The 21388-nt window shown below is 55.9% G+C and carries 14 protein-coding genes; 4 read left to right on the forward strand and 10 right to left on the reverse strand.

The genetic code is table 11. From position 1 onward, the window contains the following. Positions 1 to 43 precede the first annotated feature (43 nt). Positions 44 to 3760 (reverse strand): FHA domain-containing protein, encoded by a 3717-nt coding sequence (locus tag SV7mr_RS00465; protein WP_419187922.1) that lies wholly within the window; start codon positions 3758 to 3760, stop codon positions 44 to 46. 822 nt (positions 3761 to 4582) lie between these two features. Here SV7mr_RS00465 and SV7mr_RS00470 point away from each other — a divergent pair. After that, the gene (locus tag SV7mr_RS00470) at positions 4583 to 4987 is read left to right on the forward strand and encodes a TraR/DksA family transcriptional regulator (RefSeq protein WP_145268222.1); all 405 of its coding nucleotides are present in this window, start codon (positions 4583 to 4585) and stop codon (positions 4985 to 4987) included. Between the two features lie 482 nt (positions 4988 to 5469). Further along, positions 5470 to 6948 (forward strand): S1C family serine protease, encoded by a 1479-nt coding sequence (locus SV7mr_RS00475; protein WP_419187923.1) that lies wholly within the window; start codon positions 5470 to 5472, stop codon positions 6946 to 6948. A gap of 115 nt (positions 6949 to 7063) precedes the next feature. Here the strand turns inward: SV7mr_RS00475 and SV7mr_RS00480 are convergent, their stop codons facing one another. The 9 genes from SV7mr_RS00480 to argB form a co-directional block, all read right to left on the reverse strand. Next, positions 7064 to 8341, reverse strand: a complete 1278-nt coding sequence (locus SV7mr_RS00480; protein WP_145268224.1) for a type III PLP-dependent enzyme domain-containing protein — start codon at positions 8339 to 8341, stop codon at positions 7064 to 7066. A gap of 120 nt (positions 8342 to 8461) precedes the next feature. Continuing rightward, positions 8462 to 10108 (reverse strand): hypothetical protein, encoded by a 1647-nt coding sequence (locus SV7mr_RS00485; protein ID WP_145268226.1) that lies wholly within the window; start codon positions 10106 to 10108, stop codon positions 8462 to 8464. 66 nt (positions 10109 to 10174) lie between these two features. After that, positions 10175 to 11464 carry a sugar-transfer associated ATP-grasp domain-containing protein gene (locus SV7mr_RS00490; protein ID WP_419187924.1) on the reverse strand — a complete coding sequence of 430 codons (1290 nt, stop codon included), beginning with the start codon at positions 11462 to 11464 and terminating at the stop codon, positions 10175 to 10177. Positions 11465 to 11817: 353 nt separating this feature from the next. Further along, positions 11818 to 13164, reverse strand: a complete 1347-nt coding sequence (locus tag SV7mr_RS00495) for a DUF1552 domain-containing protein (protein WP_419187925.1) — start codon at positions 13162 to 13164, stop codon at positions 11818 to 11820. A gap of 5 nt (positions 13165 to 13169) precedes the next feature. Continuing rightward, positions 13170 to 15527 (reverse strand): DUF1592 domain-containing protein, encoded by a 2358-nt coding sequence (locus SV7mr_RS00500; protein ID WP_145268232.1) that lies wholly within the window; start codon positions 15525 to 15527, stop codon positions 13170 to 13172. A gap of 120 nt (positions 15528 to 15647) precedes the next feature. Next, entirely contained in the window at positions 15648 to 16673 is a 1026-nt protein-coding gene (locus SV7mr_RS00505; RefSeq protein ID WP_145268234.1) for an L-threonylcarbamoyladenylate synthase, read from the reverse strand. 101 nt (positions 16674 to 16774) lie between these two features. After that, the gene (rph, locus tag SV7mr_RS00510) at positions 16775 to 17470 is read right to left on the reverse strand and encodes a ribonuclease PH (protein WP_145268236.1); all 696 of its coding nucleotides are present in this window, start codon (positions 17468 to 17470) and stop codon (positions 16775 to 16777) included. 82 nt (positions 17471 to 17552) lie between these two features. Continuing rightward, positions 17553 to 18488 (reverse strand): ornithine carbamoyltransferase, encoded by a 936-nt coding sequence (gene argF, locus SV7mr_RS00515; protein WP_145268238.1) that lies wholly within the window; start codon positions 18486 to 18488, stop codon positions 17553 to 17555. Positions 18489 to 18638: 150 nt separating this feature from the next. Then, complete coding sequence (argB, locus tag SV7mr_RS00520; RefSeq protein ID WP_145268240.1) at positions 18639 to 19514, reverse strand: acetylglutamate kinase; 876 nt, start codon at positions 19512 to 19514, stop codon at positions 18639 to 18641. A gap of 422 nt (positions 19515 to 19936) precedes the next feature. Here argB and proC point away from each other — a divergent pair, with 422 nt between their 5' ends. Beyond that, positions 19937 to 20737, forward strand: coding sequence for a pyrroline-5-carboxylate reductase (proC, locus tag SV7mr_RS00525; RefSeq protein ID WP_145268242.1), 801 nt, complete (start codon positions 19937 to 19939; stop codon positions 20735 to 20737). Between the two features lie 167 nt (positions 20738 to 20904). Then, positions 20905 to 21381, forward strand: a complete 477-nt coding sequence (locus tag SV7mr_RS00530) for a DUF1569 domain-containing protein (protein WP_145268244.1) — start codon at positions 20905 to 20907, stop codon at positions 21379 to 21381. Positions 21382 to 21388 lie beyond the last annotated feature (7 nt).

Consider the following 21388-nt stretch of genomic DNA (forward strand, 5'->3'; position numbering starts at 1 on the left):
GCCGCGTCGATCTCTAAGGGTTCGCCTTAGCAGGTGCGTGTGATCACGCGCCTGCTTCGTTTTCTAACGAATCCGCTTCGTCAATCAGTGCTTGATTGAACTTTGCCGGATCACTGCTCTCGTCGGCCAATTGGATCCGCCGTCTCGCATCGCGAGCCAGTGTGATGCCCTCTTGCAGAAACGCGATGAACAGGATCGCAAACGCGCCCAACATTCCAAAGCGAACGGTGACCGACCATTGCACGAAGAAGTAGATAAAGGCTGCCATGACCAAAAAGGACACCGCAAAGGCAAACTTGCCAAACGCTTTCATCTTTAGATCGCGAGCTTGCATGCGAATGCTGCGCGCGACGGCTGTGCGCGCCGATTGATTTGCCAAAGCTCGCATGGCAGTAAGGTTGGCACCGCTTTGTCTGGCGTGCAGTGCTTGATCATCACCGTGGGCACTTGCGATGGCTTCTTCTGAAACGGGCTCGATCGGCTGACGCTTGCTGGCCGTGTCTGACCCCAATAAGTCAGCTGTGGCAGCTTCCAGCTGGGAAAGCTGCTGTTGCACCTCGTCGGGGCCGATCACAGCGTCGTCAAGTCCGCTCTCGGGTTCGCTCTTCTCCGTGACGAGATTCTCAGGTGCGGATTCACTTGACTCGCTGGCTGGCGTGTTGCGACTGGCGAAGGAGTCCGGGTCGGTTGCTGCTTCAGGATCGGCGTCGAAGCCTGCTTGTTCTTCCGGTTCGGTAGCTTGTGCTTCCGTGCGGCCCAGCAAGCGACTCATGTACGCTTCAACGGATTCCACGCCTTCTTGGTCTTGTTCCAGTGCATCTTGGGTCTCACTGGACTCAGCAGCGGTTTCTTCGGCAGCGGGTTCCTGTTCGGCCAGCGTTGATGGAGCAACAAGTTCAGTGTCGCTGTCATCGTGATGGTCCTCTGGGAACTGATGTTCGGATTCGAAGTCCCGTGACGCGTCGAAGCTGTCGTGGGGAGAAAACGACTGGAAAGGCGAGTCTTCCTCGGTTGCTTCCGCTTCTGTATCGGCTAAAGCATGCGGTGCTGCTGCGTCCAGTTGCGGTGCTGAAGGCTCTTCGTTGGTCGCCTCGGTTTGCTGGCGTTCGGATTCAAGCTCTTCGATCAGTTGACTTGCCAGTCCTGAAAGCGGCGTTTCAGTTGCCGGTTCACTGGTCTCATCAGCAAAGTGCGGTGCGTCGTGTCCCCGATGGAGATTGTCATTGAGCGCATCCTCGGTTGCTTCATCGCCGGTTGCATTGATGGCTTCTTGGACGTTGTTTTCGATCTCTTCGATCGAATCATGGACTGCCAGTTCCGGAGCTTCATCCTTCCAGAAGCTTGACGCATCGATGGGTTGATTGTCCTCTTTTGCGGCAGTGGATTCAGTGAGGTAGTGATTCCACGGTGCATCATCTTCTGAGCCAGCATCAGCAGGTGCGCTGGACTCGAGGTGCGTCTGTTGTTCGCCTTCAACACGCCTGATGCTTTCTTCGCCGGAGGGTGGATTGTTGACTGGCAGCTCGTGGCGAAGTTCGAGTGTCTGTTGAGCGACGTCCAGCTCTGTTCGCAACGTTTCAATCTCATCACGCAGATCGGTTTCCCGTTGTTGATAAGACTGTTGCAGCGATTCCACTTCTTGACGAGCGAGCTCCAGTTCATCCTGGGTTTGCTGGAGCGCTTGATCGTTGCCAGGTTCAATGCTGTCTTCCTGTGACAGGCTTTCGCTCAGTTCGGCCGCGGTGGTGCGGGCTTGTTGCAGTTCCGATTGGGCGCTGGCGAGCTGAGTGGTCAAATCGATAATCGTCTCTTGCAACGACTGTGATTCTTGCTCCCAAGATTCAATTTGCTGGCTTTGTGTTGCCTTGGTTTGATCAACTAGCAGCTCCAGTTGACGCAGCGATGCCTGAGCGGTGGCGTAGTCGGCTTGCAGCTGCGAAAGCAACTCGTTTGCTTGATCTTTTTCGCTGCTCTCTGCTTCGCGATCACGACGCAATTGCTGCAGTTCTTCTTCAAACTGGTTGGCTTGAGCGTTGGTCTGTTGATGTTGATCGAGCGCTTGATCGAGTTCCGCTTGGAGGTTGGCGATCTTTGATTCGTGCTCAGACTGTAGTTGTGTCAGCTGATCCGCTTGCTCGGCCAGAATCTGCTGATGGCTGGCTTCCGCTTGCTGCAGTAACTCTTGCTGGTCGGTGAGGGCTGTTTCGGCGGCTTCAAGAGCGTCGCGAGCTTCCTGATACTTGGCTTCGGTTTCGGCCAATTGTGCGTGGCCTTCAGATTCACCCTGTTCAAGCTGAGCTTGCGCTTCGGCACATTCTTGTTTCGTTTGTTCCAGCTGCTGAAGCGTTTCTTGGTAGCTGTTCTCGGTGGTCTTGAGTCGTTGACGAATCTCGGCGACTTCATCTTCATGCTTCGCGTCAGCATCTTGCCACTCCTGTTCGCGCTGTTGGAGCTGCGTTTGAAGTTCATCCTGGCGATCGGCTGCCTGCTGCTGAACGTTGCTCAGTTCAGTCTGTGCCGCCGACAGGTTTGCGGACGCTTCGTTGAGCTGTTGTTCAAGCTGATCGATTCGTTTTTGCAGCTCAGCATGCTGTTGGTCGTCTTTGGCAAGCGAATCGTTTGCCCGTTGCCGTTCAGTCTCCAATTCAGCGCTCAAACGAGTCAACTCAGCTTGCGCGTCCTGGTCACGCTGTTCAAGTTCGGAGCTGCGCGTTTGGATGTCTGCAAGCTGCTGATTGAGATCGTCCAGCTGTCCCTGGAGTTGTTCGACGGAGTCGGCTTGTTCACCGAGTTGCGATTCCGCTTGGGCGAGTAGTTCTTGCTCTCGCTGGTCCCACTGATCTTTGTACGTTTGCAACTCAAGCTGGCTGTCTTCAATCTCTTGTTGCTTCTGAGCGAGTAGATCAAGATGCTGTCCGCGTTCTTCCAGCAGCGCCTCAAGTTCAGCTTCTTTGTCGGCGATGCCGGCGCGGTTTTGGTGCGATGCTTGTTGCAGTTGCTGGAGTTCAATCTCGGCAGCAGCGATTTGATCGCGCTGCTTGCGGCTGTCGATTTCTAGCTGCAAAAGTTCTGCTTCGCGTTGGCGCACCGCTTCGGTACGCTTCCAGAGCTCTGATTCACGCTGGTGCAGTTCCATTTCGCGTTTATCACAGCGGCTTTCTCGCTGTTCACATTCAGCATGTCGCGACTGCAGTGCTTCCAATGCTGTGTCTTTTGTCCCCGTTTGAGCAGCGAGCGCGGGGGCAGGTGAAGGAGTCGCGATTTCTTCAACCGTTTCGTTGGCTCCCGAGAGTAGCTCGAATCGGTACAAGCCGATGCGAACGATGTCACCGATTTGCAGATTGGCTTCTTGAGTGTTCTCGCCGTTGAACTCCAGCGATGCGTCCAAAGCTCGAATCGCAAGGGTGCTAGCATCGCGATGAAGCTCGGCGTGAAATTCGCTCAGCGAAGGATCGTCTAGCTGGATCGCACAGTCTTCCCCGCTGCCGATTGTGTAGTGGTTGCCGGTCAAACGCAGCCGACGAACGGGTTGTCCCGGTCGGACCACACGAAATTCTAACGCAGGCATGTTGGGGCGCAGTGGTAGCATCGCATCTTGGTCTTGATGCGGTTCGGCGATTGCCGCCGAGCCCGGATCGAGCGTTCCGTCGGTCTGGGAATCGGCGCCCAGAGAATCCTGGGGCGATTGCATGGGCTGGCTCGCGTGGTGCTCGAAAGCTGGTTCGTGGGAGGAGGGCGATTCGTTGGGTTGGTCGCTCACTGGGACGATTCCCCGAGTTACGGTGCGTGGGTGATTCTGAAGGGGAGTGTGGGATTCCCGAATAAGAATTCCATACCTCTAGATTTCGGTCATGACGGCAATCCCGTCGAGTGATTTGGGTCAGATTTTCCGATTAGGCGTTCATGGATGGGATTGACGCCCTAGGGCGCGCTTCGAAGGTGCTCAAACTGTCTTGCCTTGACGAAAGTTTTCGTGATTTTGTTTCGCCACTAAGTGGCGGTTAAAGTCCCTTTGCAATGGTACTAAAGAGATTTGAATCGACTTTCTGTGTGACTTTCGCCCGTGGATGTATAGGATATTCGCGACCCGGCCAGCACGCCGCGCCGCCCAAAACACGGCTCGGGCTCAATGCAGCTCTTTAGGGTGGTGGCGGATTGTCTATCCGTGGTGTTTCGGCAGGTGAACTGGGTGACGATGGACGCTGCTTTGCGGTCTCTGCTGTGAGCGTGCCCATTGGGTGCCAAGACGGAATTGACTCCAGTCGGTCTCTGGCAATCGAGAGGCGGTTCGGTGGCGGCACCAGCAATTGACCCTACGGGTGTACAAAACGTTCGCCGGTCAGCGATAGTTCAAACGGTGACTCAGCAGTTGATTCGTGGCTTGGCGAGCTGCCAGCCGCCGATGGGCAAAGTGCTGTGCTGGAGAGGAATGGCAGGTTGCCACGGGCGTTAACGAACCTGTTTTTCCGGCAAAAAACAATCGAAACAAACAATCAAATCGAACAAACCAATCAGAAAATCGTCCTGTTACGTGCTGTCGCTGGGGCATCGGTGGATGGGCTTCTGAAATGAGGGTGGTGAAATGGCTAGAGCAGATGCGTTGGAAAAACTGCGAGAAACGTTGATCAATCGTCGTCGAGCCTTGGTTCGATCAGCGACGGGCGAGTTGAATCAGCTGCAAGGACGATCAGCAAAGACGGGGGATCTCTTGGACGCGGTGGCGGAGTCATTGCAATCCGAGCTCAATAGTCAGTTGCTGGAGGCAGAAAGTCGAGAACTGACGGCGATTGATGATGCGTTGGAGCGATTGGATCAAGGCGAGTTTGGAAAGTGCGAAGCCTGTGATCGAGCGATCCCACTGACTCGACTGCGGGCCGTCCCCTATGCCAAAGAGTGCATTGAATGTCATCGTGCCTCGGTCAAACGCCGATCGCATCCGGCCGCGACCATAAACCGAGTGTTTGACTCGTACCAGCGCGCCCAGTAGCGATCGCCGTGCAATCTGGAATGAGTCACGAAGAACTCGTAGGCTGCGTGTGCTTGCACGCACCAATTAACTCGGCACCCAACGGGTGCTGCACTTCACGATTCTGTGGTATCCATGCGACCGAACTCGTAGGGTGTGTGCTTGCACGCACCAACCGAATTCAAAGCTCTTCCCAACATTGCTGCGTGCTTGCACGGCACCCTGTCGCCTGTGGGTGTTGAGCGCGGTCCATTGTTCTTAGGGGTCACCGTCGGGCCGAGGTCAGTCTGTGTCGACTGGGGTGTCCGTACCGGGTCCGGTGATTCGCAACATGACGAATCATTGGCCTGTGATTCGATGCGCCAGTGATGCTGATTCTGTGTTCTCGATGGGCCAGGCCTAGCCCCTCTGTGTTGAGAAAAGTTCTTGGCCTCAGAGGTCGATGCTCAGAACACGGCGCCCTCCCTCGCCGACCCTCCCCCTGTGAAGATGATGGCACGACCATGGCTGTTTTAGAACTTGGTCCAACAAGTGATGGACTATTCAAGCGTGATCACTTATCGAAGCGTTTAACCAAACGTCAATCCACCTCGCGCTCCTGGCGCCGGCAGTGTCTGGCGTTTGCGCTGGCAACCGGCTTCCTGCTGGGTGCCACTCAATCAGATGCGCAGGAGGTTGTTGGTTCTGGTCTGATCAACCCGTCGGCAAATGGTTCACCGCTTGCTGAACAGATTCGCAACTATCAGCCCTCTGTTGGAGAGCCGTCTCGGCCGAACTCACAGCCTGTACCCGTTGGCATGTTGGGCGGCTCGGGTTTCAGTGTTGTTTCTGATCCCGCTCCAGAACCAGCCAGCCAAGGGCGTGTTCGTTCTGGAGAGCTTGTTCAGGAGTCACGTTCGGCAACATCCCACAAGCCAGCCATCATCGGCGACGTCTTGACGTCTGCAAAGGCCGAAGATCAAGCAGCGGCGATTCGTTCGCGGCGCGAGCAAATGTATGAGGAGCTTGATGCTGAATTCCAAGTCTTTGATCGTTTGGGCAACTTGGTCCGCCGAGTCTCGACCTTAGTCAAGCCGAGCGTGATTCACATTGAGGCGCATAAGTCCGAGCGCAACGGTAACCGCCTTGATTCGTATGACGAAGCAGGGAGCGGCGTGGTGATCAATGTGAACGGTTCGCCATGGATCTTGACCAATCGCCATGTCATTTTGGGGTCCGATCCGAAGGAGATTTTGCTGCGCAGCGCCGATGGACGCCAGTTTCACCCCACGCGTGTGTTGTCGGATGAGAAAACCGATGTTGCGATCATGAAAGCCCCTGGCTTAAATGTTCCCCCGGCTCGAGTTGGTGACAGCAATGCGGTGGGGATTGGTGATTTCACCATCGCGATCGGCAGCCCCTTCGGGCTGAGCCATTCAGTAACGTTTGGCATTTTGAGCGCAAAAGGCCGACGTGACTTGTCGTTGGGTGAACAGAAGATCGAGCTCCAAGACTTCTTTCAAACCGACGCGGCGATCAATCCAGGTAACAGTGGAGGTCCGTTGCTGAGTCTACGTGGAGAAGTCGTTGGCTTGAACACTGCGATCGCCAGCAGCAGTGGTGGTAGCGAAGGCATCGGCTTTGCAATTCCAATCAATATGGCGATGCAAGTTGCCGAGGAACTGGTGCGTCACGGGCGACTTCGCCGCGGCTATCTGGGTGTCACCCTGGATCCTGATTTTGACGGTGCCAAGAGCATGCAAGGCGATTCGTTTGCCTTTGGAGGCGCGTTGGTGAAAACCGTTCGGCGTGGTTCACCGGCCCAGAAAGCCAATCTTCGCGATGGCGACATCATTGTCCAGTTTAATGGCCATCAGGTTGAAAACGATGACCACTTGGTCACGCAAGTGGGCATGACACCTGTTGGTAGCAACGTCCCCATGATCATCTATCGCGATGGCAAACGGTACCGAGCCGAAGTGCTGCTGACCGATAACCAGTAGTGGTCATTTGAACTGCCCGGCGAGAGCAGGCAGCCGTGAAGCGTCGTTTGGCCAGTGAGCTAGCGAGTTGACTCGCTCATTGGCTGTGCTGGGCATGCTTGCAGAGCGTGCGGAGTTAGCTCCAGAACTGGACCATCGATTGCGGTGTTTCTGCTTGCCGCAGTGAAACAAGGTTGGGTGAGGGTGTCGCTTGGTAGCCTAGCACCGAGGGGATAGAACGGCTGCAGTGACGTGACCACATGCCGACCGTATAAGCACCTGTGTCGCGAATCACCAACCAATCGCCCGGCTGTGCCGCTGGCAGCGGAACCTGTCGTCCGATGATGTCGCCCGAGAAACAGAGCGGCCCCGCAATCGTGGTTTCTGACTGTGCTCCTTCCTTCAGTTGGCCGCTGGCATCGCATAGAGCAAAGGCGTGTTTCCAGTTTGCGGGCATGTATGCGGGCCGCATTAATAAGTCCGCGCCAACATGAGTGATCAGCATGGATTGCTCGGGCCGCAAGTATTCCACTTTGCTAAACGTGATCCCGCAACCGGCCTGCACGCTGCGGCCAAACTCGGTGACTAAATCCAAGCTGCCATCGACTAGTTTTGGTGCCCGTTGACGAAGGGTTTGCATGTAGTCAGCAGGTGAGGGCGGCGTGTCATCGCCTAGGTAGGCGGTGGGCAGTCCGCCACCGAGATCAATGAATTGAAGCTTGCGCTGGCTGGCCGCTTCGATCTGCTCGCGCAGCGTCTGAATTTCAACCGCCGCGTCAGCCAGCATCTTGAGCGAGCAACCTTGTGAGCCAACATGAACATGTAAGCCGGTCAGCCAGCTGTACTTTTCGAAAGCGGCGATCAGCTGGCTGCGATGTTCAGACAAACGCACACCGAACTTCGACGTCTTTGAAGCCACGCTGGTTTCCGCAATCGAGCCAGCGCCGCATTCTGGATTGACTCGAATGCCAATTCTGGACGTGGACGTCATTCGGCTCAGGCAGGTCTCGATGCGTTCGAGTTCTGGCAAGCTGTTGGCGTTCAGCAGCACGCCAAGTTCCAGAGCCGATTCGATCTCCGCAACCGTTTTGGCCGGCGAATCAAACACGATTCGTTCGGGACGGCAATCGGCCGCCAGTGCTAAGTGCACTTCTTCGATGCTAGCGGCTTCCAAGCCAGCGCCGGCCTGGGCAGCGTGTCGCAGAACAGCCACCAAGGGATTGGCTTTAATAGCTAGGGCGTGCAGGCAGTTCGGTGGGAACACGGCTTGCAGTGATTCAATCCGCTGCTGCATCCGCGATAGATCGTGGATCAGAAAAGAAGTGGTTGCTTCTTGGACCCCTTCGCTTTGCAGTGCAAGCTGCAAGATTCGGCTGGCTTGATCCGTTCCGATTCGATCTTGAAACACATCCATTGTTTGGGCGTCGTATGAGGAGAGTGGTGATCGGTTGCCTGGCCATCGGTCTGAATGGCCGTGTTAAGCCGTGCGGCTGATTCGGGCAGAGTGGCCGCTGGGGATCACAACTTGATGCGATCAGTTGGCAGCCTCAATGGCATTCGCTTCAGCAATCAGATACTGCAGTTTGGTTCTCAGCCGCAGCAGTTGTGTTTTCAACCAATCAAGGCGGGCTGTCAAGTCGTTGCCGATGCTTTCATCGGTGGCGATTCGCACGATCATCGCGCCGCCAAGTGCAATGCGTAGTGCAGAGGAGCCATCTGCAAATGGGACAGGCTGGCCAAGGTGGTAGCAGGCTTCCAATGCCGATCGGTCAGGTGAGTCAGTCGTTTCGATCGGCAAGTTGATCCGTTGATGCCACTTTCGCAGCGTCGCGCGGTCCAGCAGTTTGCCGTCGATGCGGACTCGAAATCCAAACACAGTGGTTTTTGATTCGAGGAGTCGTTCTTGATGCGGGTCTTCGATGGGAGCAAAGACTGGCATGAGCTCGATGCCATCACCCTGCGAAAACGTCTCCGGCACTGCGGCTTCAAAGCAGCGCATGATTTTTAGCCGGGCGTGATCTGAGACATCGTAGTAGGCTTGGATTTCTTCTAACGCAGCGCTCCATCGCAGCATCGCACCCACGTTGATCCACTGTCCCAGCCGTTCGCGAATGGTTTGCCAGTGCGGGGGCACTTCTGCAGCGATCAGGTAGTCAGCCAAGCCGGCGGGCCAGCATTTTTCATCCAGCGATTCTTCCGGCCGAGGTTGCAAAGCAGGCGGAACCATCAAGCAGCCGGCGAAGGGCGGGCCACCATAGAACTTTGACCCCGTTATGAAGACGAGGTAGTTTCGTTTTAGTGCTTCACGCAACCCCTGGCGACTGATGCGTCCCTGAGCGGCATCGACAACCACTGTCACATCATCAGGGAAGTCACGAGTGATGCGAGTCACGCAATCCAAGGTCGGGGCATGCATGCCCGTCTTGTTTTGAGCAACGATATGCAGCAGCACGTGCTGTTCTTGATCGATCGCCTTGCCAACGATCTCGATGACCATCGAGTCAATCATGCTTTCAGGTAGCATCTGGCCATGGGCGTCGCGCACATCCACTGTGTGGACATCAACGTCGTCGCAAAGCGACTGACAAACCGGTTCGTTGCAACTGGCTTGTTGTCCCGAGGGCAGCAGTGTGTCGTAATGCTGGCCAGCGGAGGCGATCGGTGTGCCGCTACCGACTTCAGATGGACCGACGACGATATTCACAATGCCGCGTTTTGATTGGGCAACCGGTTGCTGGGCGTGCAGACGCCGAGCTCGCAGACGAGTCAAGGCGAGGGCCAGCAGTTCAACATCCGTTCCAGAGGGTGTTAGAGCGATATCGATTGACTCTGGAATCTGCAGCAACTTGGCAAGGCGGTCGCGAATCGACTGGCAGAGACGCTCCGATTCATCATGAAACGCTTCGGCGGATTCGGCGTCCGCATTCCGCAGCGTTTCCAGCGTTCGTTCCGCTGCGGTTATGCCGCGATGCGTTGGCGACGAGCACGTGCAAGAACCCAACGCAATGACATCGCGAGGCAGCGCCGAGCATCCGTATCCGTTGAGTCCGTTGTGTTTACAGATTAAACGGTTATCGCTACCGCTGGTGATCAGTTCGGCAAGATCGGATTGAAGAGAGATAAGCAAAGGGAACATGCCGTAGGGAGATTGCTGATGGTTGCGTGGGGAGTTTGCAACCATTGACCACCTTATAAACGGCTTTACAAGGTGGTGTTCGTTAAGATTAGCAAGGGTCGGCTTGCGAGCTTAGACCGATGTGGTTTCGTTTGTTTCAGCCATTGCCGAAGTTGTTTGTTCTTTGGCAGCCTGGTCGCTGGTCGCATCCGTTTCCTGGCTGGACTCCTCTGCGGCAGCACTTTTCTCCTGCACGCTCAGAGCAGCCATATTGCGTTTGATGTTTTGACGCCAGCGAGCTTTGCGTTTCTTGGAGTCTCGTTGCTCACGCTCTTTGCGAGAATCAAAGAATTCCAGGAAGCGACCTTGCAGTAATCCGGTGTCAAAGCAGAGTTGCTCCATGATGGTGTCTCCACCATCTCCCTCGCATTCAACCAAAACGGGGCCCAGATCGGTCAACGCGACGTCCCAGCCCTGGAAGTGGCAGCCCGAAAGATTAGGCGCTGCTCGCATCACAACCTTAACCATCTCCTCCCAGTGTGGGAAGACCAAATCGGCAAAGCTGGTGTCCGTGACGGGATGTTTATCGATTGGCTGTGTCCCATTTTCGGTGCGTTGCAGGGTGCGGCCGAGCTTTCCCGTTTTCACATCGATGCCCGCCAACAGATTGCCTGGACGCCAGAAGTTGTCTGCGCCGTTGGTCGACCCCGGGATCTTCCAGGACGCCCGCAGCAGCTCGCAGCCGTCATCGTCTTGCAGGACATACATTCGGACGGTTGAAACGCGATTGCCAATGATTGGAATCAGGTCCTCGTGAGGCAGCAGCAGCGACTGGAAGAGGTATTTGAAGTCGAATTGTCGAATCTGATCAATCAAGCGATCCAGATCAACGTGGCGTCCATCGGAAAGGATGATGGCATCTTCTGCGTGATCAAAGCCACTGATGTTTGCCGAACCCAGGCTGCAAACACTTTCCATCGGTTTGCCAAAAATGGGGTACCGGGCATCCTCACGCAAGAAGCGGCGAACATCGTCACCGTCTCGCAGGTTATAGGCATTGCCAATGGACCGTTCCGGATGAACAAAGGCTTGCGTTTCGGGAGTAGGCAAGCCAAGTCCCTGTAGCAGTGCCGTGAACGTTGGCTTGTCGTGACAGACGGTGGCCCATGGTGAACTGACTCGTTTTGAACCCGAGCCCATGAACGTTTGCTTGGCTTCCCAGGTGTAACGTTCGTCGTCATACAGTTGGTACAGGAAGTACTCTTCCGGGCTAATTTTTGCTTTGCTGAACTGCAGCTTGATCAGTTCCTTCAACATCGAGCCGATGCTTTTGCCGGCTTCGGCCGCTTGGTGCATCCAGGTCAGGTACTCTAACGCAGGTTGCTTCCGTGTCGTGTCCAGTTTGAAGTTCGTGTCGGACATGGAACTCTCGTTAATTCGTTGGGAGCGGGTGTGAGGGCGTACCGTCATGGATCGGAATCGCTGGCGCAAACATTGAGGCGTCGCGAAACTTTGCCGAAGGCAGCGATTTTGCGGGTCGTGCGGCGGTTGTCGGCTGAGGTTTCCAGAGCCAGAGTTTCCAGAGCCAGACGCGGCCGGAGAAATCTGTGGCCAGAGGAAATGCGTGATCGCACTAAGTGGATTTAGTTCACCCGTCACCAAGAGGCGCTTAAAAAGCGCTCAAATGACGATCAAGAAGCTTCCCGTGACCGAGTGAACCGGTCCGGGGAGGTGAACATCAGCCGCATGTCCAGGGGGAGGTCCCCCAGCGAGAGTTAGATTGTCACGACGCCGTTGCTGTCCCCAAACTGATCCGCTTTTGCGCCCATCTGTTGCATCATCCAGAGATACAGGTTGCACAGTGGGGTGCCGTTTTCGTAGCGAATGTGACGACCGGTTTTAATCCGGCCAGCACCTGAGCCGGCCAAGATGATCGGCAGGTTATCGTGATTGTGGCGATCACCGTCGCTGATCCCGCTGCCATACACGATCAAGCTGTTTTCCAACAGCGTCCGCTCGCCTTCACGAACGGAACTGAGTTGCTTTAGCAGGTAGGCGAAACGGTCAAGGTGGTAGCGATTAATCTTTGCGATCTGAGCTTGCTTGTGTTCGCTTTTGCCATGGTGGGAAAGTTCGTGGTGACCCTCGTTGACACCAATCTGCTTGTAGTTGCGATTGCTGCCGGCGTTGGTGAACATGAAGGACAAAATGCGTGTGCTGTCTGTTTGCATGGCCAACCTGATCATATCCATCATGAGCTGGCTGTGAGTGGACAGGTCAGCTGGCACGCCGCTGGGGCGTGGATAGTCCGGCACGCCGTCTTCTCCGATGCGTAAGTGATCGGCACCGCTGATACGCTTTTCAACATCGCGAACCGCATACAGGTATTCGTCCAGTTTGCGTTTATCCATCGCCGGTAGTTGTTGGTGCAGGCGTTTGGCATCATCGAGCGCGAAGTCCAGGATGCTTTTCTTGCTCTTTTCGCGAGCGGTTTTCGCGCGGCGGGTTTGTTTTTCGGTTTGTCCTGCAAACAGTCTGTCAAACAGAGCTCCGGGATCGACTTCTTTGGCCATCGGGCTGGTCGGGCCACGCCAGGACATGTTGGAGGCATACGCACAGCTGTATCCACTGTCACAGTTTCCAGCTTGCGCACTGGATTCCAAGCCAAGTTCTAGCGATGCGAACCGCGTGCGATCGCCGACTGCCTGGGCAGTGGCTTGATCCACTGAGATACCATTGCGAATGTCAGCGCCATTTGTTTTGTGCGGATGAGCGCCTGTTAGGAAGGCAGCCACGCTACGAGCATGATCGCCACCGCCATCGCCGTGCGCTCTGGCTCCGTCGAGTGTAAGGCCCGAGAGCACATTGAATTGGTCTCGGTACTCAGCAATGTGTTGTAGCGATGCTGACATGTTGTAGCCAGTGCCGTCGCCTTTCGGGGTCCAGTCTGGCATGTGCGCCCCGTTGGGCACATAGAAGAACGCCATTCGCAGAGGAGCGTCTTTGTCGGCTTCTGCCGCGGTCAGCAAGCGGCCGGGCATCATGGACTGCAGCATTGGCAAGCCAATCGTCACACCCATGCCACGTAAGATTGTACGGCGAGAGATCGTTTTCAGGTTCATGGTTATCAGTTCGTTGGCTGGTCACGGAAACCCTGCCGTTGGAAAGGCTCGCTTTCGATCACGGCAGCAATCATGTAGGCAATTCGGTCGCCGCCTTGTTGGCAGCGCTGAACAATTTGGTCAATCGCACACTTGTCATAATACTCTGTGCCGCGACCGGTGGCGTAGATCAATAATTTTTCGGCAAGGCAGCGCATGAAGTCCTCTTTGCGTTTGCCGATCAGCAGCTTTCTCAAGCCATCGACTCCTTGGACCTCGGTGCCGTCGGGAAACTTGGCCGATGCATCGATGTCCGAGCCGGCGTCACGCTGGCGGTATTGTCCCACCGCGTCAAAGTTCTCTAATGCAAAACCAATTGGGTCCATCATGCTGTGGCAGGAAGCACAGGCAGGGTCAGCGCGGTGCTGCTGCAAACGCTCTCGCAGGGTGCCCACAAGCTTGCTGCGTTCCAGTTCAGGAACGTTTGCCGGCGCTGGCGGCGGCGGCGTGTTGAGCAGGTTTTCCAGCACCCACTTGCCGCGTTTGACGGGACTGGTTCGCGAGGGGTTGCTGGTCACCGTCAACACGCTTGCATGGGTTAGTAGGCCGCCGCGTGGTGAGCCTTGCAGGCTGACTTTGCGAAAGCCGTCACCGTTGACGTTACGGATGCCGTAGAAATTAGCCAGCGAGTCATTGAGATAGGTAAAGTCAGCGTCGACTAAAGTTGTCACTGGCAGGTTTTCACGCATCACACCGGCGAAGAACGTGAGTGTCTCTCGCTTCATCAATTCACGCACTTCTTCATTGAAGCCACGGAAGACGCGCGTGTCTGGATCAACGGCATCGAGGTTGCGGATCTGCAGCCACTGCGAAACAAAGTTGGCCACGAACTGATTGCTGCGTCGATCCTGCAGCATGGCGGCGACTTTTCGCATCAATGTTTCACGCTTACGGATCGTGCCCTGATGCGCCATTGCCAACAGTTCGTCGTCGGGCATGCTGGACCACAAAAAGTACGAGACTCGAGTGGCCAGTTCATAGTTGCTGATCAGCGGTAGGGTTCCATCAGCGGCAGGTTGCTGTGGTTGCTCGACTTTGAACAGGAAGTGCGGTGAAACCAGCGCTGCGCTGATTGCCACTTGGATGCCTTCTTCAAAGGTGCCATTGTCTCGCCAAGTCTCTGCTGCCAGGGCAACTAAGCGATTGACTTCATCTTCGGTTGCCGGTCGTCGGAAGGCGCGGCTGGCGAACCGCAGCAGGATCGACTGCGCTGACTGACGATATTCGTCTTTGCCCCGCGGGTGAACGAAAATGATTTTGCGATGGCTTGCCGGAACCAGTTTGGGATCGACGTAGGTGCTGCGACGTGCGGTGCCGGTTAGCTTCACTCCATGCAGACGCATGTTGCGGTCGGCAACGTCTTTCTTGTAGTAGTCGTTGATAAAGGCAATGTCGATGGTTCGCTTGCCCGTGGCAAACCGCATTGAGATCTTGAACGTTTCCTCGGTCTTGTTGGGAATGTTGATGATCCGTTCTTTTGATCCCCAAGTGATCTTTGCCTTGACCGGTTCATCGCCACCTTGATCACCACTGGCAACCATTTCAAATGTGTACTCACCTGAGAACGGTGCGGTGAACTCCCAGGTCACGGTGCTGTTGGATGACATGCCGAGTGGACTTCGATTGCCCCAGCGATCAGCGCCTGTTAGCGATCCAGGACTGACTTGCTTTTCAAAGATCTCTGCTGGCGGCGGTGTGTAAATCGCCTGGCCAGAGATCTCGAGCGCCGCTTCCAAGTACTTTTCCATCAGAATCGGCGGCAATGAAAGCACGTCGCCAATGTTGTCAAATCCATAGCCAACATCGTCACCCGGGAAGTCGTCAGCGGGTTGATAATCAACGCCTATCAGATCGCGGATGGTGTTGCGGTATTCGGTTCGGTTCAAACGCCGCATCGTGACGCGGCCAGCGTTGGGGTTTTGCACGCAGTCAACCGCGTTAGCGATCGAGTCTATGGCGGCGATCATGCGCTTGCGTGTTTCGTCGTTCAGCTTCGGGCCGTCCTCAGGAGGCATCGTTCCCAGGCGAAGGTGCGCGATGGACTGATTCCAGAGCGTGCGATTCTTGTGAATTGCAGTCGCACGCGAATCGGCTTCTAAGTCAATCTCGCTGCCTGAATCATGACAGTCGAAACAGAACTGCCGCAGCATGGGTTGCAGCGTGGTGCGAAATGCAACTTCGCTGTCAACTGGATCGGCGCTGGCCCGCGTCGCGGTCGACAGCGAGCTGATCACGATCAATAACAGCAGGCTGGGCAACCATTTGCCAATTCGGCGGAACAGCGTTCCCTGCTGGTCGGTGGTCGATAAGAGCGTGGGCGTCATGGGCTTGGCAACTGAGAACTCAGGCGAAAGTGACGATCCGAATCTGGACCGACCGTCCCATTCTATCTTAGCCGCCAATCATTGGGGCACTGCGCGACTTCTTTCGGTTCCAGCAGAAGTTCAACGGGTGGCGCGATCCAATCGATCCATAATAGCCGCACCCATTCCGGTCCGCACGCAGCGATCGACGACAATCAGCTGGCAAGCGGAATTGTCCGCTTGACGCATGAAATCAAACAACTGGTGAGCCACTTGGTTCAAATCACCCGACTCGCTGGCGGCTCGGTGCCAGCAAAAGCGGGAGGCTTCGTCGGCAGAGAGGCTGGAAAAGCTGATGCGAGCGACGGACCTGGCAGGCACTTGGTCCGCGTTCCACTGGTCGACAAACACAATCGGCTTGGCCGGCGAGTAGTGCTTGGAAAGCATGCCAGGACTGGGCAAGCTGGAATTGGGCACGCCTTGATGACGGTCTTGCACTTTGTCCGAAACGGCCTCGGTGATGAGCGTGGTTGCTTCGGCGAGCTCGAAATGTTGTTGCAACTGCTCTTTGCTAATCCCGCCTGGACGCAGGATTTCGACGCCGCGTTCGGTCGGCCTGATGACAGTGGACTCGACTCCGTACTGACACGAGCCACCGTCAAGGATCATGGCGACGTGATCGCTGAGTGATTGGGCGACGTGCTCGGCGCGCGTGGGGCTGATGGAGTTGGATCGATTGGCGCTTGGTGCGGCCAGTGGAAAAGGGCATGCAGCTAGCAGTTGTTGCATGACCGGATGATGGGGGACGCGAACAGCAACCGTTGGGCCTCCCGCGGTCACTGCATCGGGGATCGTTTCTCGTTTGGGCAGGACGATGGTTAGCGGTCCCGGCCACAGGGCTTCGGCAGCCTGGCAAACGTTGCGCAACCAGTTTGATTCGATCTTCGCCCAGGCTTCTATCGCTTTGCTAGATGCCACGTGGACGATCAGTGGATTGTTGGCGGGTCGACCTTTGGCGGCAAAGATTTTCGCAACCGCAGCTGGATTGGTTGCATCGGCAGCCAAGCCGTAAACGGTTTCTGTTGGCACCGCCACCAGCTGACCGGCGGCCAGGGACTCGGCGGCGGCTTGGATCGATGAAGTGTCAGGCTGGACGATGAGGGTCATGGTCTGTCCAACGGGCTGAGCCGCATCGGCATCAGCCGTGGTTGTGTAAAGAATCAGCTGCAGTCGTGCTGGCAACCGGTCCCGAAGGTCAGCGAGTCTTTCTAGGCTAGCACTGCAAGTTGTTTTTGAGTCAGTTCAGCGATGCCTTTCTTTGCCAGGGCAATCAGGCCAGCGAGTTGTTGATCATCAAACGTCGCTTCCTCGCCAGTGCCTTGGATTTCGACAAACTGGCCACTTCCAGTCATGACGACATTCATGTCCACCGCAGCAGCGTAATCCAGTTCGTAATCCAAGTCCAAATAGACTTGGTCCTTGACCACGCCAACGCTGATCGCCGCGATGCTGTCTTTTAAGGGGCCATTGCCGATGGTGGAATCGGGCAGTGCTTGTTGAACGGCCATGGCCAGAGCGATGAAGCCGCCAGTGATCGAAGCGGTGCGAGTGCCGCCATCGGCTTGCAGGACGTCGCAGTCAACCACGATGGAGCGCTCGCCGAGTGCTTTCAAATCAACGACCGCTCGAAGTGAGCGACCAATCAAGCGTTGGATCTCAGTGGTTCGACCGTCCACTTTACTGCGTTCGCGACGTTTCCGAGGAACGGTACTGCCGGGCAGCATGTTGTATTCCGCAGTCACCCAGCCTTTGCCTTTTCCTTCTAGCCAAGGTGGTACGTTTGGTTCCAGCGATGCGGTGCACAAGACCGACGTGTTGCCAGACTTGTACAGCACATTGGCAGGGTGATGTGACAAGTAGCCGGGTGTGATTTCAACGTCGCGCAGGGAATCAGTGGGTCGCATGGCAGTGATGGAATGAGGGAACAAGGAGCCGGTTGGGCGTTAGCGGCGATGCGTTGTTGATCAGAAACCGTTGCACCGCAGCTTATTGAACGTTTGCTTTGATCCAAGCACGATTGAGCAGCCAGACCAGTAAGCCTTTTTGAGCGTGCATTCGGTTGCCCGCTTGGCGAATCAAGTCACTCTGTTCGCTGTCAGCGACTTCATTGGTGATCTCTTCACCGCGAACGGCCGGCAGGCAGTGCAGCACTCGCGCCGTCGGCGGTGCAGCTGCCATGAGTTGGCCATTGATTTGGTAGTTGGCAAAGGCTTGGCGACGCGCTTCCATTTCAGCTTCCTGGCCCATGCTGGTCCACACGTCGGTGTAAATCGCATCGGCCGTGGCAACTGCTTTGGCAGGATCGCGTACGGTTTCGATTTTGGCGTTGGGATAGTGGTCGGCAACGCGTTTCATCCAAGCGGCGTCCATTTCGTAGCCGTCCGGGCAGGCGAGTGTAAATCGCATGTCGAGCATCGCGCAGATCAATGCCAGGGAATGAGCGACATTATTGCCGTCACCGACAAAGACAAGGTGCTTGCCTTCGTAGGTTCCGAAAGCTTCCTGAATCGTGGTGACGTCTGCCAAGGCTTGGCAAGGGTGACAGAGGTCGGTCAAGCCATTGATTACGGGCATGGCATCAAACTGAGCCAATTGTTCAACGCGATCGTGTTGCTTGGCACGGCACACGACGGCGTCAACGAATTGACCCAAGACACGAGTGAAGTCCGCGGGTGATTCGCGTTTTCCCCAGCCCACATCGTCGGTGAGAAACAAGCCTCGTCCACCCAGTTGCGTCATGCCTGATTCAAAACTGACGCGTGTTCGTAAACTAGGCTTTTCAAACAACAGAGCAATGACATGGTTGCGCAGGATATCAGGGCGATCGCCTGCGAGCAGTCGTGACTTGATTTCAATGCCGGTTTTCAAGATCAGACGCAGTTCATCTGGCGTGATATCGAATAATGTGATCAGGTGTTGCATGGCAATTCAAACGGTTTGGGGCCGTAGCTGAATGGATAACGGCGTCATGAAAATGACGCCGCCAGTGTTTCTGCTTGATTGAAAGGTGTTGCGAAAGGGTGGAAAAGAAAGAAGAGCGAAAGGCGATGCCGGGGGTTCACGATCAAGTGCTTAAATGTTTAAGTCTTTGTAGATTTCTGTACCCACGCCTTCGGAGGTATAAATCTCTAGTAACAGCGAATGGCGCAAACGACCATCAATGATGTGAACCTTTCCAACGCCGCGATCAAGCGTTTCTAAGCAAGCTTCAACCTTGGGGATCATGCCCGAGGCAATTTGTCCGTTGCCAATCATGGCTTTGGATTCTGACTCACTAAGCGAATGAATGATGGTGTCTGGGTTTTCTTTGTCGCGGCGCACGCCGTTGACATCGCTTAAGAAAACCAGTTTCTCGGCACCCAAAGCTTGCGCCACAGCCATCGCTGCTGTGTCTGCGTTGACATTCAGGACGCCGCCGTCACCGTCTTCGCAAACGCTTGGGATCACGGGCACTTGATCGGTGTACAGCAGCCCTTCGATCACATCGCGATCGACTTGGGTGATCTTGCCGACGCGACCCAAGTCTTCGCCGCTCTCTAGCTTCAAGACTTCGCCAAAGAGAACATTGGTGGTGTGCACTGACAAGTTCATCGCGCGGCCACCGAGATGTTCGATCTGTTCGGTCAGCTGCTGGTTCACTTCGCCCGCTAGCACTCGGCGGACGACTTCCAAAGTTGCCTGGTCGGTGTAGCGACGCCCCTGAACAAACTTGGGTTCAATGTTTTCTTCTGCCAGCGCGCGATTGATTGCCTTGCCACCGCCATGCACAATCACCGGTTTCATGCCCACGGTTTCCATGAAGATCACATCCAATAAGATGTGCATCAAGGCATCCTTGTCATCCAGGACGCTGCCGCCCAGTTTGATGACGGTGGTCTTGCCACGAAATCGGCGGATCCAGCCCATCGCTTCGATCAGGGTGTCGGCTTTGGCGATCGCTTCGTGCACTCGGGCAACTCCGCTAGGGTAGGGTGATGGTGTGATTGGCTGTCGGAAGCCGCCTCGCCCTTGTTTTGGATGGAGGCAGGCGGTCCGCGTTTTCTGTCAACGTGTTTGAGTCTTTTCGCCAGGGCTGCGCCGATCAGCGTGGCGCTGATACGCTAGAGGTCCGCGAAGCAACAGTGCGCCGTTGTTTCTGGAACCGTTGCTTCCCGTCCGATCTGGCGATCGCTCGATTGGTTCACTGTTCGGTGAGCTCACCGCTGGGTCAACTTGAACTGCAACGGTTGGGAAAAACGCACCATGCTAGGTGCACACGACCGAAGGGTCAATTGTCAACTGGCAGCGCGCGAAGCGGTTGGGCAAAGTTCCTAGTGGTTTGATCCGCCAAATTTCACATCGAAGTCAGTAATTTTAATTTTGGAACAAATATGCGTAATTTAGCGATGATAGGGGGCGGTCAGATGGGCCGCGCGTTGGCTTCTGGGATGATCGCTGCCAAAGTGCTGCCCGCCGATCAAATCACCGTGGTTGACACTGACCCGCGTTCGGTTGCCTGGTGGCAGGAGCATCAGCCACAGGTCCGCGCCGTCGGATCGCTGGAGGATGTCGATGGAGCCCAAGTGGATGCTTGGATTCTAGCGGTCAAGCCGCACCTGATCGCCCCCGTGGCAGAGCAGCTCAAGCCGATCGCTCAGGGCAAGCTTGTCGTCTCAATCGCGGCCGGTGTTTCGCTGCAGCAACTGGGGGACTACCTGGGACATGAACGCGTCGTTCGAGTGATGCCCAACACGCCTTGCTTGGTTGGTGCGGGAGCCAGTGGGTTTTGTGTTGCCAGCGATGTGTCGGCAGAGGATTGCCAGTGGATCGAAAAAGCACTGGGGGCCGTTGGCGTCGTGGTTCAAGTTCAAGAATTTCAAATCGATGCAGTGACCGGATTAAGTGGGTCAGGTCCGGCTTACATCTGCATGGTGATCGAGTCGTTGGCCGATGGAGGCGTCAAAGCCGGCCTGCCACGCCCGTTGGCAATGCAGCTGGCCGCGCAAACCGTGATGGGCACTGCGAAAATGGTTCAAGAAACTGGCAAGCATCCCGGCGAACTGAAGGACGCTGTGGCCAGCCCGGGTGGAACCACCATCGAAGCAATCAGTGTCTTGGAAGCCGGTGGCTTGCGGTCGGCCATGATTGAGGCTGTGGTTGCCAGCGCCAATCGCAGCAAGCAACTGGGCTAGGGTGTTTGCCTGTAGAGCTGTGTCTTGTCCGCGCAAGCAGGCTGCCCACTTTTGGATGGAACTTGTGCAGGCGAATGGCTCACCAAGCGCGTGAGGCAGGAGCACTCACGAGTGTTGCCGATCAACCGAATGGTTTTCGTTTCGTCACACTGGCTGTGAATTCTAAAATGAATCAACCCACTGCGCGTCGAGAGTTGAAGCTCGCTGGCCTGGATGAAGTGCTTGACGAGTGTCGTCGACTGTTGGAATCTGGATACCAACGCCACGGGAATTGGTCACTCGGTCAGATTTGCAATCATCTGCGGTTGACCATTGATGCGAACGTTCAGGGCTACCCGACTTGGATGATGGTGATGGGGCTTCCGCTGCGTCCATTGCTTCGGCGCTGGTTGTTGCCCAAGCTGATGGACGGCGACTCCCCGGTCGGGATTCGCACAGCAGGTCGGTTTGTGCCCGCTGGGGACTTGAGTGATGCGGCAGAGATCGATCAGCTGGAGGCAAGCATCCAGCGGTTTGGTCGCGCCGAAACACTGCATGGCCATCCAGGTTTTGGTCAGATGTCAAAAGAGGCGTTTGAGCAGTTCCATGTTGTGCATGCTGTTCATCATCTGAGGTTTTTGTCCACCGTGGAACGGCCTCGTTGATCGCCAG

It is taken from the genome of Stieleria bergensis (assembly GCA_007745635.1).
Classification (GTDB): Bacteria; Planctomycetota; Planctomycetia; order Pirellulales; family Pirellulaceae; genus Stieleria; species Stieleria bergensis.

What these genes read in the sequence shown, in the direction of transcription:
- SV7mr_RS00470 (WP_145268222.1), top strand. Translation starts at nt 4,583, where the DNA reads ATGGCTAGAGCAGATGCGTTGGAAAAACTGCGAGAAACGTTGATCAAT.
- SV7mr_RS00475 (WP_419187923.1), top strand. Translation starts at nt 5,470, where the DNA reads ATGGCTGTTTTAGAACTTGGTCCAACAAGTGATGGACTATTCAAGCGT.
- SV7mr_RS00480 (WP_145268224.1), bottom strand. Translation starts at nt 8,341, where the DNA reads ATGGATGTGTTTCAAGATCGAATCGGAACGGATCAAGCCAGCCGAATC.
- SV7mr_RS00485 (WP_145268226.1), bottom strand. Translation starts at nt 10,108, where the DNA reads ATGGTTGCAAACTCCCCACGCAACCATCAGCAATCTCCCTACGGCATG.
- SV7mr_RS00490 (WP_419187924.1), bottom strand. Translation starts at nt 11,464, where the DNA reads ATGTCCGACACGAACTTCAAACTGGACACGACACGGAAGCAACCTGCG.
- SV7mr_RS00495 (WP_419187925.1), bottom strand. Translation starts at nt 13,164, where the DNA reads ATGAACCTGAAAACGATCTCTCGCCGTACAATCTTACGTGGCATGGGT.
- SV7mr_RS00500 (WP_145268232.1), bottom strand. Translation starts at nt 15,527, where the DNA reads ATGACGCCCACGCTCTTATCGACCACCGACCAGCAGGGAACGCTGTTC.
- SV7mr_RS00505 (WP_145268234.1), bottom strand. Translation starts at nt 16,673, where the DNA reads ATGACCCTCATCGTCCAGCCTGACACTTCATCGATCCAAGCCGCCGCC.
- rph (WP_145268236.1), bottom strand. Translation starts at nt 17,470, where the DNA reads ATGCGACCCACTGATTCCCTGCGCGACGTTGAAATCACACCCGGCTAC.
- argF (WP_145268238.1), bottom strand. Translation starts at nt 18,488, where the DNA reads ATGCAACACCTGATCACATTATTCGATATCACGCCAGATGAACTGCGT.
- proC (WP_145268242.1), top strand. Translation starts at nt 19,937, where the DNA reads ATGCGTAATTTAGCGATGATAGGGGGCGGTCAGATGGGCCGCGCGTTG.
- SV7mr_RS00530 (WP_145268244.1), top strand. Translation starts at nt 20,905, where the DNA reads ATGAATCAACCCACTGCGCGTCGAGAGTTGAAGCTCGCTGGCCTGGAT.